The organism is Pseudomonas sp. LF020, assembly GCF_053456425.1.
In genome coordinates this window covers 64,924-80,274 of the sequence record NZ_JBRFIX010000008.1, presented here as the reverse complement: position 1 = coordinate 80,274, position 15,351 = coordinate 64,924, and the positions used below count along the sequence as shown (strand labels likewise).

9 protein-coding genes are annotated in these 15,351 nt (G+C 60.6%); all 9 read left to right on the top strand.

The genetic code is table 11. The features are described from left to right. The first annotated feature begins 3 nt into the window (after nt 1-3). The 9 genes from ACU680_RS19255 to ACU680_RS19215 all read left to right on the top strand — a co-directional run bounded on the left by ACU680_RS19255 (nt 4) and on the right by ACU680_RS19215 (nt 15,334). Nucleotides 4-1,575 carry a flagellar hook-associated protein 3 gene (locus ACU680_RS19255; protein ID WP_367083804.1) on the top strand — a complete coding sequence of 524 codons (1,572 nt, stop codon included), beginning with the start codon at nt 4-6 and terminating at the stop codon, nt 1,573-1,575. 108 nt (nt 1,576-1,683) lie between these two features. After that, the gene (locus ACU680_RS19250; RefSeq protein ID WP_448180268.1) at nt 1,684-5,286 is read left to right on the top strand and encodes a glycosyltransferase; all 3,603 of its coding nucleotides are present in this window, start codon (nt 1,684-1,686) and stop codon (nt 5,284-5,286) included. Nucleotides 5,287-5,517: 231 nt separating this feature from the next. Beyond that, a complete protein-coding gene (locus tag ACU680_RS19245) occupies nt 5,518-9,807 on the top strand; it encodes a beta strand repeat-containing protein (protein ID WP_448180267.1) in 4,290 nt (1,429 codons plus the stop codon). 255 nt (nt 9,808-10,062) lie between these two features. Then, on the top strand, nt 10,063-10,836 hold the full coding sequence (rfbF, locus tag ACU680_RS19240; protein ID WP_007966191.1) for a glucose-1-phosphate cytidylyltransferase: 774 nt from the start codon (nt 10,063-10,065) through the stop codon (nt 10,834-10,836). Continuing rightward, entirely contained in the window at nt 10,818-11,900 is a 1,083-nt protein-coding gene (rfbG, locus tag ACU680_RS19235) for a CDP-glucose 4,6-dehydratase (protein WP_400762114.1), read from the top strand. The genes rfbF and rfbG overlap by 19 nt, the downstream gene beginning before the upstream one ends. Next, entirely contained in the window at nt 11,897-12,457 is a 561-nt protein-coding gene (rfbC, locus tag ACU680_RS19230; protein ID WP_448180266.1) for a dTDP-4-dehydrorhamnose 3,5-epimerase, read from the top strand. The genes rfbG and rfbC overlap by 4 nt, the downstream gene beginning before the upstream one ends. Next, the gene (locus ACU680_RS19225) at nt 12,454-13,680 is read left to right on the top strand and encodes a methyltransferase domain-containing protein (protein ID WP_448180265.1); all 1,227 of its coding nucleotides are present in this window, start codon (nt 12,454-12,456) and stop codon (nt 13,678-13,680) included. Before rfbC ends, ACU680_RS19225 begins: the two co-directional genes overlap by 4 nt. Further along, nucleotides 13,677-14,534, top strand: a complete 858-nt coding sequence (locus ACU680_RS19220) for an NAD-dependent epimerase/dehydratase family protein (protein WP_448180264.1) — start codon at nt 13,677-13,679, stop codon at nt 14,532-14,534. Before ACU680_RS19225 ends, ACU680_RS19220 begins: the two co-directional genes overlap by 4 nt. A gap of 65 nt (nt 14,535-14,599) precedes the next feature. Next, nucleotides 14,600-15,334, top strand: coding sequence for a cephalosporin hydroxylase family protein (locus tag ACU680_RS19215; RefSeq protein ID WP_448180263.1), 735 nt, complete (start codon nt 14,600-14,602; stop codon nt 15,332-15,334). Nucleotides 15,335-15,351 lie beyond the last annotated feature (17 nt).

Here is a 15,351-nt window from a genome sequence, read left to right as displayed (position 1 = left end):
TTCATGCGCATTTCCACCGCCCAGTATTACGCGACGCAAGCTGCTCAATATCAGCGCAACTACAGCAAGACGGTCGCGACCGCCAACGAAGCGAGCAGCCTGCAGCGCATCAACACCGCTGCCGACGATCCGATCGGCGCCGGTCGTCTGCTCAAGCTGGGTCAGCAAAGTGCGATGCTCGACCAGTATCAGGGCAACATCGACACCACCAAGAGCGCGCTGACCGTGCAGGAGTCCACATTGAACTCCATCACCACGGCACTGCAGCGCGCCAAGGAAATCGGCCTGGCGGCCAACAACGGCATCGCCACCGATGCTGACCGCAAGGCGTACGCGGCGGAACTGGGCCAGATCCAGCAACAGGTGCTGGGCCTGATGAATTCCAAGGACGCCAACGGCAACTATCTGTTCTCCGGTTCCAAGACCGATACCGCGCCGTACTCGCAGAACGTCGACGGCACCTACACCTACAACGGTGACCAGACTCAGATCAACCTGGGCATTGGTGACGGCATGTCGGTCGCGACCAACACCACCGGTTGGGATGCGTTCCAGCAGACCATCAACACCAGCCGCACCCAGACCAACATGACCGCTCCGGCGGTGGATGACGGTCGTGTGGTGCTGTCCAACGGTACGGTCGGCACAGCGGCGACATACAACGCCAAATTCTCCGGCGGACAGCCATACACTGTCAGTTTTGTCAGCAGCACCCAGTTGAAGATCACCGATGCCCTGGGCAACGACGTGACGTCCGAAGCCAGCCAGAACGGCGTGATCAGCAACAGCAACGGCACCAACCAGGCCGTCAGCTTCCGCGGCGTCGACTTGAAGTTGAACATCAACCTCAAGGCCGGTGACACCAATCCGGACGCGGTCATCGCCGGTCACAGCTTCCAGCTGTCGGCCACGCCTGACTCTTTCACCACCGCGCGCAGCCCCGGCAACCCGTCGACCGCAGTGATCACCGGCGCCAGCGTGACCGACCAAGCGGCCTACAGTGGGGCTTTCCCGTCGGGCGGCGGTGCGGTGCTGAAGTTCACCAGCGCCACCGACTTCGATCTGTACGCGGCCCCCGTGACCGCTGACAGCAAACCGGTGTCCTCGGGCACCATGGTCGGTGGCAACGCCACGGCTGCCGGTGTGACTTTCGCCATCGGCGGTACGCCGGGCGCGGGCGATCAGTTCTCGATCCAGTCCAACAACCACCAGACCCAGAACGTGCTCGACACCCTGGGCCAGATGGTCACGGCGCTGAACCTGCCGGTCGATGGTGATCCGGTGGTCAAGCAGAAATTCCAGGGGGCCATGGAATCGGCGTTGGGCAATCTCGACAGCGCTTCCAACCAGATTGGCGCTGCGGTGACCTCGATCGGTGCTCGCGGGCAGTCGCTCGACGACCAGGACACGACTAACCAGAGTCTGATCCAGGCCAATACCATGACCCAGGGTTCGATCCGTGACTCGGATCCGGCCGAGGTGATGACCCGCCTGACGTTGCAGCAGACCATGCTGCAAGCCTCGCAATTGGCCTTCAGCAAAATCAGTCAGTTGGGTCTGTTCAACAAGATCTGACACTGAACGGGCGCGCGAGCGCCCGTTTGCCCAGTTCCTCAGTTAATGTTTTTTGCGGTTTCATGGGCTCGCTTTACCGAGCGGGCTCGTACCGCCTGCGAGCCCGCCGTGAATTCACTTCCCCTCGTCAGCCTTGTCATTCCTGCCTTCAACCCGCGCTTCTTCGAGCGCGCATTGCGCAGCGCCGTCAGCCAGGGCTATGGCCATCTCGAAATCATCGTGTGTGATGACAGTCGTGGTCCTGAAATAGAAGCCATCGTCGCGGCGATAACCGAGCAGAGCGGGGTTGTCGTGCATTACGTGCGTAACCCGCGCACCCTGGGCATGGTCGGCAATCTGCAAGCCTGCCTGGATCTGGCCCAGGGCGAATTCATCAAGTTTTTGTGTGACGACGATCAGCTGTTCGCCAGCTGTATCGAGCGTCAGGCTGATGTCTTGGCCAATCGTGACGAAGTCAATCTGGTGCTGGCCCAGCGTCTGTTCTGGGACGCCGACGACATGGTCCTGCCTTCACGCCTGGAAAATACGCCACTGTCGCCGGTCAGTGGGTTGTTCAAGGGGGAGGACCTGCTGGCGCTCTTCGAGACGTTCCCGTCGAACCTTCTCGGTGGTTTCAGTAATGCCCTGTTCCGCCGCGCCGACGTTGTCGAATTGCTGCCGGCGTTGACGCAGCCGGGCCACTGTTTTGTGGCGAGCCTGGATTTCGCATTGTTCGTGTGTCTGCTGCGACGCGGCAACGCGGTGATCTCCAACCATGTCTTGAGTATCGAACGCCTGTATCCGGATCGCCTGAGTGGCCAGCAAGTGATGAAGGATGCTCTGGCCGTCGAGCAGCAATGGCTGCTGCAAATGCTCAAGGCGCGCAGCGGCGAATCGGCGCCCGCCAAGGGCTGGGTGCGTTATGTGCCCATGCCCAAGGCAGATGAGTCGCCCCGGGTCTGGGTGGAGCTGCCGCTGAGCCGCACGCTGGGCACCAAACAAAGTGCGCAGATCTGGCAGGTCGGCGCGGACAGCCAGAGTTTTGCCGAACTCTATGCGCAATGGCTGGAGTGCCGCAGGCTCAGCGACGTGCAGAACAGACTGCTGCCGGACACGCTGGCGAGCTGGCCGTCCACGCCGCGAATCGTGCCAGTCGTGGTGGATGAGCAGGGCAGTTCGGCGGCGCTGGAACGCACCCTGGAGAGTCTCGCCGCGCAGGTCTATCCACCCGAGTTGACGCTGGTACTGTCCACCGATTGTTCCGAGCCGGTACTGGACGGTCGGGTGTTCCATTTGCCGTTGCAGGACGATTACCTGCAACAGATCAATCAACTGCTGCCGCAGCTGGAAGGTGCTGACTGGTTTTATCTGCTGCGCGCCGGTGATCGTCTGGTGCCCCCGGCCCTGCTGATGATGGCCGAGCGCATCGCCTTCAACAGCGCCCTGCATTGTCTGTACAGCGATGAAGGCAGCTTGCGCGCAGGGGAATCGGTGGAGCCGGCATTCAAGCCCGACTTCAACCTGGATCTGCTGCGCAGCTACCCTTATGTCGGCCGCGCGCTGGCTTTCCGGCGCGAGGTTTTTCTGACGCTCGGCGGTTTCGATTCGACCTTCACTGAGCTTGCGCCTCACGACATGCTCTGGCGCATGGTTGAGGATCACGGCACCCAGGCGGTCGGACACCTGGCCGAGATTGCCATCGAGTCGACATTCGACCTGACCCAGTGGCTGTCGCTGCCGGCCGTGACGCAAAACAATTCACGATTGCTGTCGGCTCATCTTGACCGTCTGGGTATCTCCCACGACCTGCGCCGAGGCAGTGTCGACCTGCTCAATCGAGTCGATTATCGGCATGCGCATCGGCCGCTGGTCTCGATCATCATTTCGACCCGCGACCAGATTGCGGCGCTGCAACGCTGCGTCGAGAGCCTGCTGGAAAAAACCGCTTACAGCGAATATGAGCTGCTGCTGGTCGACAATGGCAGTCAGACCGCCGAGGCCCGTGCCTGGCTGGACGGCATGGCGCAATTGGGCAGCGAGCGTGTACGCGTGCTGAGTTACCCACAGCAGGGCAATGTCGCCGCATTGCGCAACTTTGCCGTGAGTCAGGCAAGGGGCGAATACGTCCTGCTGCTCAATCCTTATACGGTGATCACTCAGGCTGACTGGCTCGACGAACTGCTCAATCACGCGCAGCGCCCGGAAGTCGGCATCGTCGGTGCCAAGCTTTTCAATCCTGATGGCTATGTTTTGCATGCGGGTCTGGTGCTCGGTTTGCAGGGGCCGGCCGGCTTGCCGTTCTATGGCCAGTCGATGCAATCCTCCGGCTACATGTTCCGTTTGCAGGTGGTTCAGGATCTGAGCGCCGTTGGCGCCGATTGCCTGATGGTGCGCAAGTCAGTGTTCGATGCAGTGGGCGGCCTGGATGAGCAGAGCCTGCCGCGCATGCTGTATGAAGTGGATCTGGCGCTGCGCGTAGCCCGCCAGGGTTATCTGGTGGTGTGGACACCCTATGCGGCGCTGGCGCTGGGCGCGCAGCCAGTCGATGCGGTCAACGATGAGGAAGGGGTCTCGCACAATCAGCAAGAAGAAACGTTCTTCAAGCGCTGGCTGCCGGTCGTTGCCCGTGACCCTGCCTACAATCCCAATCTGTCTTTGCACAAGCACACGGGCTCAAGCTTCACGCTCGAACCGGGCCTGCGCACCGGCTGGAGTCCTTTCAGCACTGGCACCCAGCCGAAGATTCTCGGGTTGCCGATCAATGCCTCGGCGATCGGTCACTATCGTGTCACGCAACCGCTGATCGAACTCGAAGCGGCAGGGCGGGTGCAAGGGCAGATTCGCTATAGCGTGAACCTGCCGCCGATCGTTGAAATCGAGCGCATGTCGCCTGATGTAATCGTTCTGCAAGGGCGTTACACAGAGGCGTCGGTCAACGAAATGCCGGTGCTGCGCAACTACTTCAATGCGCGTCGCATCTACGAGCTGGATGACTACGTCATTGATGTGCCGCATCGCAATGCGCATATCCGCAACATGCCGGACAAGTATGAAATGGAACGCATTGTTCGCCGGGCAATCGGCATGTGCGACCGTGTCGTGGTTTCGACTCAGCCACTGGCCAACGCATTGTCGGACATGCATCACGACATTCGCGTCGTACCGAACATGTTGGCGAAAGAGTTCTGGTGCAACCTGCGCAGCCAGCGCCGCACTTCGAAAAAGCCTCGTGTCGGCTGGGGCGGCGGCACCAGTCACCATGGTGACCTGGCGGTGATCGCCGATGTCGTGCGCGAACTGGCCGATGAGGTCGACTGGGTGTTTTTCGGCATGTGCCCGGACGACCTGCGTCCCTACATGCATGAGTTCCACGGGGTGATTCCCCTTGATGCGTACCCCGCGAAACTGGCCAGCCTCAATCTCGATCTGGCCCTGGCACCGCTGGAGTTCCACATCTTCAACGACTGCAAGAGCAACCTGCGTCTGCTGGAGTACGGCGCCTGCGGCTATCCGGTGATCTGCACCGACACCGAGGCCTATCGCGGTTACCTGCCGTGCACACGGATCAAGACCAACACCACGGATGAATGGCTGCAGGCAATCCGCATGCACCTGGCCGACCCGGATGCGAGCTACCGCATGGGCGACGAGTTGCGCGAGGTGGTGCTGCGCGACTACATCTTGCGCGGCGACAATCTGCGTTACTGGGAGAATGGCTGGCTGGCGGATTGATCGGTTCGTCCGGGCAGTAGCGAAAAACAGGCGACTTTCACAGTCGCCTGTTTTTTTTTGCCTGCCTGTTCGTCTTTATTTCATTCTCGATACATTTCTTTTCGGCGGGCTCAAGGATTGGGTATTTCCTGTCGATATCAACACAATCGCTGTTCCAGAAAATTTCGCCGCGATGACGTGTGATCGCCACGCTGGCCTGTACCGGTTCACAAACAAGGCAAGGAAGAAGTAATGGCAGTTATAAACGGGACAAACGGCGCGGATACGCTGAACGGTACCAGTGACGATGATCAGATCAATGGTCTGGATGGCAACGACCTGATCAAGGGCAGTGCCGGTGCGGACAAGATCGATGGTGGGGCCGGTTTTGATACGGTGGATTACTCGGCTTCCACAGCGGGGGTCAATATCGACATCCGGCCGGGTACCGGTCTGGCCGGTGTTGGCGGCGACTCGCAGGGCGACACCCTGACCAACGTCGAAAAAGTCATCGGCTCGGCGTTCAACGATAGCTTCACTACTGACGCCTACCTCTTCGCCACTTACGAAGGTGGTGCGGGGGACGATATCTACTACGTCAACGGCGGTGGCGTAACCGTCATCGAGCAGGCCGGCGGCGGCAACGATGAAGTACGTGTCAGCTACAAGGATCATATGCTGGCGGCCAACGTCGAGCGCCTGACCTATACCGGCACCGGTTCGTTCACCGGCTGGGGCAATGCCAGCGACAACATCATCACCGGCGGCAACGGCAACGACGTGTTCTATGGCGGTGGCGGTGCCGACCAGTTCTTCGGTGGCGCCGGTCGCGACACCGTGTCGTATCTGGACAGCACGGTGGCCATGAACATCAACCTGAAAACCGGGGTCATCTCGGGGATCGGCGCGGGCGATACGTTCAACGACATCGAAGTCATCGCGGGCTCCAAATACAACGACACCTTCGTGGTCGACAGCCGGATTTCGGGCGTCGATGGCGGTGAAGGTTTTGACACCGTCGATTATTCGACGTCGGCTGCCGGCGTGAACGTCGACATCCGTCCGGGCACCGGTTTGCCAGGTGTCGGCGGCGATTCGCAGGGCGTGACCCTGACCAACGTCGAGAAAGTCATCGGTTCGGCGTTCAACGATAGCTTCACTACTGACGCTTATCTCTTCGCAACCTACGAAGGTGGTGCAGGGGACGACATCTACTACGTCAACGGCGGTGGCGTAACCGTCATCGAGCAGGCCGGCGGCGGCAACGATGAAGTACGCGTCAGCTACAAGGACCATACGCTGGCGGCCAACGTCGAGCGCCTTACCTACACCGGCACTGGCTCGTTTACCGGTTGGGGCAATGCCAGTGACAACATCATCACTGGCGGCAGCGGCAACGACGTGTTCTATGGCGGTGGTGGTGCCGACCAGTTCATTGGTGGCGCCGGTCGCGACACCGTGTCGTACCTGGACAGCACCGTGGCAGTCAACATCAACCTGAAAACCGGGGTCAACTCGGGGATCGGCGCAGGCGATACCTACAACAGTATCGAAGTGATCGCCGGTTCCAAATACAACGACACCTTCGTGGTCGATAGCCGGATTTCGGGCGTCGATGGCGGTGAAGGTTTCGATACCGTCGATTATTCGACGTCGGCTGCCGGCGTGAACGTCGACATCCGTCCGGGCACCGGTTTGCCAGGTGTCGGCGGCGATTCGCAGGGCGTGACCCTGACCAACGTCGAGAAAGTCATCGGCTCTGCTTTCAACGATAGCTTCACCACTGACGCTTATCTCTTCGCAACCTACGAAGGTGGTGCAGGGGACGATATCTACTACGTCAACGGCGGTGGCGTAACCGTCATCGAGCAGGCTGGCGGCGGTAACGATGAAGTGCGCGTCAGCTACAAGGACCATACGCTGGCGGCCAACGTCGAGCGTCTGACCTACACCGGCACTGGCTCGTTTACCGGCTGGGGGAATGCCAGCGACAACATCATCACCGGCGGCAGCGGCAACGACATGCTGTACGGCGGTGGCGGTGCCGACCAGTTCTTCGGCGGTGCCGGTCGCGACACCGTGTCGTATCTGGACAGCACGGTGGCGGTCAACATCAACCTGAAAACCGGGGTCAACTCGGGGATCGGTGCAGGCGACACCTACAACAGTATCGAAGTGATTGCCGGTTCCAAATTCAACGACACCTTTGTGGTCGATAGCCGGATTTCGGCTGTTGATGGCGGTGAAGGTTTCGACACCGTGGACTACTCGACTTCGAGCGCGGCCGTGAATATCGATATCCGTCCGGGCACCAGCCTGCCGGGCGTCGGTGGCGACTCGCAGGGCGTGACCCTGACCAACGTCGAGAAAGTCATCGGCTCGGCATTCAACGATACCTTCACCACGGATGCCTACCTCTTCGCCACTTACGACGGGGGAGCGGGCGACGATATCTATTACGTCAACGGCGGTGGCGTAACGGTCATCGAGCAGGTCGGTGGCGGCAACGATGAAGTGCGCGTCAGCTACAAGGAACACACACTGGCGGCTAACGTCGAGCGCCTGACTTACACCGGTACGGCTGCGTTTACCGGCTGGGGCAATGCCAGCGACAACATCATCACCGGGGGTAACGGCAACGACATGCTGTACGGCGGTGGCGGTGCCGACCAGTTCTTCGGCGGTGCCGGTCGCGACACCGTGTCGTATCTGGACAGCACGGTGGCAGTCAACATCAACCTGAAAACCGGGGTCAACTCGGGGATCGGTGCAGGCGACACCTACAACAGCATCGAAGTCATCGCCGGCTCCAAATTCAACGACACCTTCGTGGTCGATAGCCGGATTTCGGGTGTTGATGGCGGTGAAGGTTTCGACACCGTGGACTACTCGACTTCCAGCGCGGCCGTGAATATCGACATCCGACCGGGCACCAGCCTGCCGGGCGTCGGTGGCGATTCGCAGGGCGTGACCCTGACCAATATCGAGAAAGTCATCGGTACGGCGTTCAACGATACCTTCACCACGGATGCCTACCTCTTCGCCACTTACGACGGTGGTGCGGGCGATGACATCTACTACGTCAACGGCGGTGGCGTAACGGTCATCGAGCAGGCTGGTGGCGGCAACGATGAAGTGCGCGTCAGCTACAAGGACCATACGCTGGCGGCCAACGTCGAGCGCCTGACTTACACCGGTACCGGCTCGTTCACCGGTGTGGGTAATGCGATTGACAACATCATCACCGGCGGCAATGGCAATGACCTGCTTTACGGTGGCGGTGGTGCCGACCAGTTCATTGGTGGTGGAGGCATGGACACGGTGTCCTACGACGACAGCACTGTAGGCGTCAGCATCAACTTGAAAACCGGTGTCAGTACCGGGATCGCGACGGGCGACACCTACAACAGCATCGAGGCATTCACAGGCTCGAAGTACAACGACATCTTCGTTGGCAGCTCCGTAGCGCTGGCAATCAACGGCGGTACCGGCCTGGATATGGTCAGCTACGAGTCGTCAGACAGTGCCGTCACCATCGACCTGAAAACCAACGTCAATGCCGGCGATGCTGCTGGCGATACCTTCACCAATATCGAGATCTTCCAGGGCAGCAGCTTTGCCGACACCTTGTCCGGAACGGCGATCAACGACAATTTCATCGGTGGCGGCGGCGCCGACGTGATTGACGGGCGTGAAGGGATCGACACGGTCTGGTACATCAACAACACCACGGCGGTGAACATCAACCTGCAGACCGGCGTCAATCAGGGCGGTGATGCACAAGGCGATGTGCTCATCAATGTCGAAAGCATCATCGGTACCAACTTCAACGACACGCTGACCGGCAACGCACTGGCCAACGGCCTTGAAGGCGGTCTGGGCAACGACACCATTTACGGTGGCGATGGCAACGATGTCATTTACGGCAGTTTCTACACCCAGCTCGGGCCGTTCGCGGTCGACGTCGCTGCCGCTGGGCCGCAAGCCGACATGCTGTACGGCGGCAATGGCAATGACCTCATCATCAGCGCTCCGGATGACCGTGGAACGTTCGCCTTTGGTGAAGCCGGCAATGACACGATCCAGGTTGTCAGCGGTACTGCTGATGGTGGCGACGGTAGCGATGATTTGCTCGGTACCGGCGAAAACTTCGTGCTGCTTGGTGGCGCGGGCAATGACGCGCTGACTTTAGGCGGTAAAGTTACTTACCCTTGGCAAATGAAAGCCACCGGTTTTGCCAACGGCGGCGAAGGCGGCGATACCTATATCGTCAATACCGGCCTGCTGGTAACCATCCGTGATGATGGCACTAGCGGTACGGACACGCTGATCCTGAACAACATCCGTTCGGCTGATACGTTGCAACTGGAACGGGTGGGCAACGACCTGTACCTCAATGACGGCAGTTTCCCACCGTCTGATCCAACCGCCCAAGGCGTAAAACTGCAGGACTGGTTCGCTGGCTACAACACCATCGAGCACTTCATGGCAGCCAACGGTGATGTTCTGCCGATCAATGACGGATTCAGCATGTTTGGCTGATCCGTTCCAATCGTTGTAACAGCTCGATGAAAGGGATGAATCCGATGACGGATTCATCCCTTTTTTCAAGGCCGCACGTCCTGCCACACACTGCGCACCGAGCTGGCGCGTTTCCTGCAAGTCCCCCTCAAATCGCCATAAAACGAGCGCTTGCGGTCATCGCCGCGGCGCCGCCAGCGGCAAAAGGTTTGGCCAGAAGGCGCGCGCCGCTCAAGAAAGCTCTGCGCAGCCCGGTGAAGAACAAGAGGGGAGACGATGAAGGCAGTAATTTTGGCGGGTGGCCTCGGCACGCGCATCAGTGAAGAGTCGCACCTCAAGCCCAAGCCGATGATCGAGATCGGCGGCAAGCCAATTCTCTGGCACATCATGAAGCAGTATTCCGCTCACGGAATCCACGACTTCGTGATCTGCCTGGGCTACAAGGGCTACGCGATCAAGGACTTCTTCGCCAATTACTTCCTGCACACTTCCGACGTCACGTTCAACATGCGCGAGAACCGCATGGACGTGCATCAGAATTACAGCGAGCCATGGAGTGTCACCCTCATCGACACCGGCGAGGAAACCATGACCGGTGGCCGTCTGCTGCGTGCCGGCCGTTATCTGAAGGATGAAGAGGCGTTCTGCTTCACTTACGGCGACGGCGTTTCCGATCTGAACATTCGCCAGTTGGTCGAGTACCACAAGGCCCATGGCCGCCTGGCGACCGTGACGGCGGTGCAACCACCGGGTCGTTACGGCGCCCTGGAGCGCCAGGGTGATCAGGTCCTCGGTTTCACTGAAAAACCACGCGGTGACGGCGGCTGGATCAATGGCGGGTTTTTTGTCCTGTCGCCAAAAGTGTTGCCGTATATCGCGGGTGATGAAACCACCTGGGAGGCTGAGCCATTGGCACGGCTGGCCCAGGATGAACAGCTCAAGGCGTTCGAGCACGACGGCTTCTGGCAACCCATGGACACCCTGCGCGACAAAAACCACCTCGAAGCGCTGTGGCAGAGCGGGGAGGCCCCATGGAAGCAATGGGCCTGAGTGCGGATTTCTGGCGCGGCAAGCGCGTCCTGATTACCGGCCACACCGGTTTCAAGGGCAGCTGGCTGACCCTGTGGCTGCAAAGCCTCGGCGCGCACGTCAGCGGTTTCTCGCTGGATCCTTCGACCGAACCGAGCCTGTATGACCTGGCGCGGGTTCACGAAGGGATCAACGATCAACGCGGTGATCTGCGCGATCTCGGCGCGTTGCTGGAGATCATCGCCGACACCGAGCCGGAGATCGTCCTGCACCTGGCTGCGCAGCCACTGGTGCGTGAAGGCTATCGCGACCCGCTGGGCACTTATTCCAGCAACGTCATGGGCACGCTGAACCTGCTCGAAGCGATCCGTCAGGTCGGTTGCGTGCGCGCCTGCGTGCTGGTGACCACCGACAAGGTCTACGCCAATAAGGAATGGCTGTGGCCGTACCGCGAAGACGAAGCCCTCGGCGGGCACGATCCTTACAGCAGCAGCAAGGCTTGCTGCGAACTGTTAGCGCAGTCTTATGCGGCGTCGTTTTTCCCGGCTGACAAGTACGCCGAGCACGGTCTGGCCCTGGCCACCGCGCGCGCCGGCAACGTGCTGGGTGGCGGCGACTTCGCCCCTGAACGGCTGATTCCCGACGTGCTCAAAGCCTGGACTGCCGACGAGCCGGTGACCCTGCGTTATCCGCAAGCCGTGCGCCCTTGGCAGCACGCGCTGGAACCGCTGGCCGGTTATCTGCAACTGGCGGCGGGGCTCTACGAACAAGGCCCGGAATACGCCGGGGCGTGGAACTTCGGACCGGGCGAGGCCGACATGTGCAGCGTCGGCGAAGTGGTCGAGCTGCTCGCCAGTCGCTGGCCGCAGGCACGCGGTCTGCGCATCGAAAAAAGTGAATTGCACGAAGCTGGCCTGCTGCGCCTCGACAGTAGTCGCGCCCGTCAGGTGCTCGGCTGGCAGCCACGCTGGACCTTGCAGCAATGCCTGACCCAGACCCTCGACTGGCATCTGGCGTGGCAGAACGGCGATGACATGCGCACCGTGACCCTCGGCCAACTGAACCTGTACCGGGGCGCGCTGTGAGCGAGTTTTCCTTGAAACAATTGCCGCTGGCCGGGCTGTTCAGCGTGCAGCACAAACGCTTCGAAGATCAGCGCGGGCATTTCGCCCGGCTGTTCTGCGAGGGCAGCCTGAGTGCGTTCGGCGCCGAGTTTCACATCCGCCAGATCAACCACTCCTGCACCCGCGAGAAGGGCAGTGTGCGCGGTCTGCATTACCAGAACGCCAACGCTCCGGAAGCCAAGCTGATCACTTGCCTGCGCGGTGAAGTGTGGGACGTGGCGGTGGATCTGCGTCCTGATTCCGAGACCTTTCTGCACTGGCACGCCGAGCACCTCAAGGCCGGCGACGGTCGCAGCCTGTTGATTCCGGCCGGGTTCGCCCACGGCTTCCAGACCCTCACCGACGACGCCGAACTGCTTTACCTGCACAGCGCCGATTACGCGCCGGAACATGAGGGCGGCTTGTCGGTGAATGATCCACGGCTGGCGATTGCCTGGCCGTTGTCTGTCAATAATTTGTCAGCGCGTGATTCCAGCCATCCCGCGCTCGATCAACACTTTGCTGGAGTGCGTCTATGAACTGCCGTGGGTGCGCCGCACCGCTGAGTCTGCCGCTGATCGACCTCGGCACCTCGCCGCCGTCCAACGCCTACGTGCACGCCGATCGGCTGGAACAGGCCGAGCAATGGGTGCCGCTCAAGGTCGCCGTGTGCCAGCAGTGCTGGCTGGTGCAGACCGAGGACTACACCCGTGCCGACAGCCTGTTCGATGCCGAATACGCCTACTTCAGTTCGTTCTCCAGCACCTGGCTGGCCCACGCCGAGCGCTATGTCGCCGAGATGGTCGAGCGCTTTGCGCTGAACGCCGACAGCCGCGTGGTCGAAGTGGCGGCCAACGACGGTTATCTGCTGCAGTACGTCGCCGCTCGCGGCATTCCGTGCCTGGGCGTCGAGCCGACCCGCAGCACCGCGCAAGCGGCGCGGGAAAAAGGCCTGCAGATTCGTGAAGTGTTCTTCGGTCGCGACAGCGCAGCACAGCTGAAAAGCGAAGGCTGGGGCGCCGACCTGATGGCCGCCAACAACGTGCTCGCGCATGTGCCGGACATCAATGATTTCCTTGGTGGTTTCGCCACGCTGCTCAAGCCGACCGGCGTCGCTACCTTCGAATTTCCGCAACTGCTGACGCTGATGGCCGGCGCGCAGTTCGACACCCTGTACCACGAGCACTATTCCTATCTGTCGCTGACTGCCGTGCAGACCCTGTGCGAGCGCAATGGTCTGGAAGTGTTCGATGTCAGTCAGTTGAGCACCCACGGCGGTTCGCTGCGGGTGTTCGTGCAACGCCAGGACGGTGAGCGTCGTGCGGTGCAGCCGGCGGTGCAGCAACAACTGCAGGCCGAACTCGATGCCGGGGTGAAAACCCCTGAGTACTACGCGACCCTCGCGCCGGCAGCCGAACGCATCAAGCATGAACTGCTGCGCTTCCTGTTGCAGGCCAAGGCCGACGGCAAGCGTGTGGTCGGTTACGGCGCGGCGGCCAAGGGCAACACCTTGCTCAACTACGCCGGGGTCAAACCGGATCTGCTGGCCTGGGTGGCCGATGCCAACCCGCACAAGCAGGGCAAGTTTATGCCGGGCAGTCGTATCCCGATTGTCGCGCCGGCGCAGATCGATATTGAACGACCGGATTACGTACTGGTGCTGCCGTGGAACCTGCTGCACGAAGTCAGTCAGCAACTGGCGCAGGTGCGCCAATGGGACGGGCGCTTCGTGATCGCCGTGCCTGAGATGAAAGTCCTGTGAACGTCCTGGTCACCGGGGCCACGGGTTTCGTCGGCCGGCATCTGGTCGCGGCGTTGCTCGCGCGTGGCTGCGCCGTGCGCGCGGTGGCACGCAATACAGATACGGCTGCGAGCATGCCATGGATCAATGACGTCGAATTCGTCGCGGCGGATATTCACGCGGCGGATCTGGACATTGCGGCGCTCACCGACGGCATCGACGTCCTCGTGCACCTGGCCTGGCCGGGGCTGCCGAACTATCGGGCGCTGTTCCATTTCGAGCACAACCTGATGGCCGACTACCGCTTTATCAAAGGCGCGGTCGAGGCGGGCGTGCAGCAAGTGTTGGTGACCGGCACTTGCTTCGAATACGGCATGCAAAGCGGCCCGCTCAGCGAAAGCACCGCGCCCCAGCCGAGTAATCCTTACGGGTTGGCCAAGCACAGCCTGCACCTGTTTTTGCAGAACCTTGCGCAAGAACATCCGTTCACTCTGCAGTGGGCGCGCCTGTTCTATTTGCATGGCGAAGGGCAGAACCCCAACAGTCTGCTGGCAGCGCTGGATCGGGCGATCGATAGCGGCGACACGTCATTCAACATGTCTGGCGGCGAGCAGTTGCGCGACTTTTTGCCGATCGCCAGCGCCGCCGATTACCTCGCCGCGATCGTCCATCAGCGCGATTTCAACGGCGTGATCAATTGCGCCAGCGGCCAGGCGGTTTCGGTAAGAACCCTGGTCGAGCAACGCCTGCGTGAACGCGGCGCTTCGATCGATTTGAATCTGGGGCATTACCCCTATCCGACACACGAACCCATGGCGTTCTGGGCGGTGGTCGACCGTTTGCAACAGTTGCTCGAGGTGCAGCGAACCCATTGATGCGCTTCGACGCGAATGCCTTTTGGCAGCGCGACTAACAAATGACTTTTCAGTGAGACCGGACAATGAGCGATAACGTAATCAAAGCTTTCGAGGCGGAGTGCCACGCCGAAGTCAATGCCCAGGGCCAGGACAAGAACCTGAAGGCGCTGGCCCAGGAGTTCTACAACCAGTCGGCCAGACACAAGTACACCTATCACTTCTCGTGGATGGGCCGTCCGATCATTCAATTGCCACAAGACATGATGGCGATGCAGGAACTGATCTGGCGCATCAAGCCTGACCTGGTGATCGAGTGTGGCATTGCCCATGGCGGTTCGATCATTTATTACGCCTCGCTGCTGGAGCTGCAGGGCCACGGCGAAGTGCTGGGTATTGATCGCGACATTCGTGCGCACAACCGCGAAGCCATCGAAAGCCACCCGATGATCAAGCGCATCAGCATGATCGAAGGCTCCAGCCTGGATCCGGCAGTGGTGGAGCAAGTGCGTCAGGCCGCCGCCGGCAAGAAGGTGATCGTGGTGCTCGACTCCAACCATACCCACGAACACGTCCTCGAAGAGCTGCGTTTGTATGCGCCACTGGTTTCGCTGGACAGCTACTGCGTGGTCATGGACACCGTGGTTGAAGACATGCCGGCCGATGCCTTCCCGGATCGTCCATGGGGCCCGGGTGACAACCCGAAAACAGCGGTCTGGGCCTACCTCAAGGAGAACGCTGATTTCGAGATCGACCAGCACATGCAGGACAAGCTGCTGATCACCGTTGCTGCGGATGGCTATCTGCGTCGGGTTCGTTAATCGGTTCCATCATCAAA

Bases quoted from the DNA above. Each gene is read 5' to 3' on its own strand.
- ACU680_RS19255 (WP_367083804.1), top strand. From the start codon at position 4: ATGCGCATTTCCACCGCCCAGTATTACGCGACGCAAGCTGCTCAATAT.
- ACU680_RS19245 (WP_448180267.1), top strand. From the start codon at position 5,518: ATGGCAGTTATAAACGGGACAAACGGCGCGGATACGCTGAACGGTACC.
- ACU680_RS19225 (WP_448180265.1), top strand. From the start codon at position 12,454: ATGAACTGCCGTGGGTGCGCCGCACCGCTGAGTCTGCCGCTGATCGAC.
- rfbF (WP_007966191.1), top strand. From the start codon at position 10,063: ATGAAGGCAGTAATTTTGGCGGGTGGCCTCGGCACGCGCATCAGTGAA.
- rfbG (WP_400762114.1), top strand. From the start codon at position 10,818: ATGGAAGCAATGGGCCTGAGTGCGGATTTCTGGCGCGGCAAGCGCGTC.
- ACU680_RS19215 (WP_448180263.1), top strand. From the start codon at position 14,600: ATGAGCGATAACGTAATCAAAGCTTTCGAGGCGGAGTGCCACGCCGAA.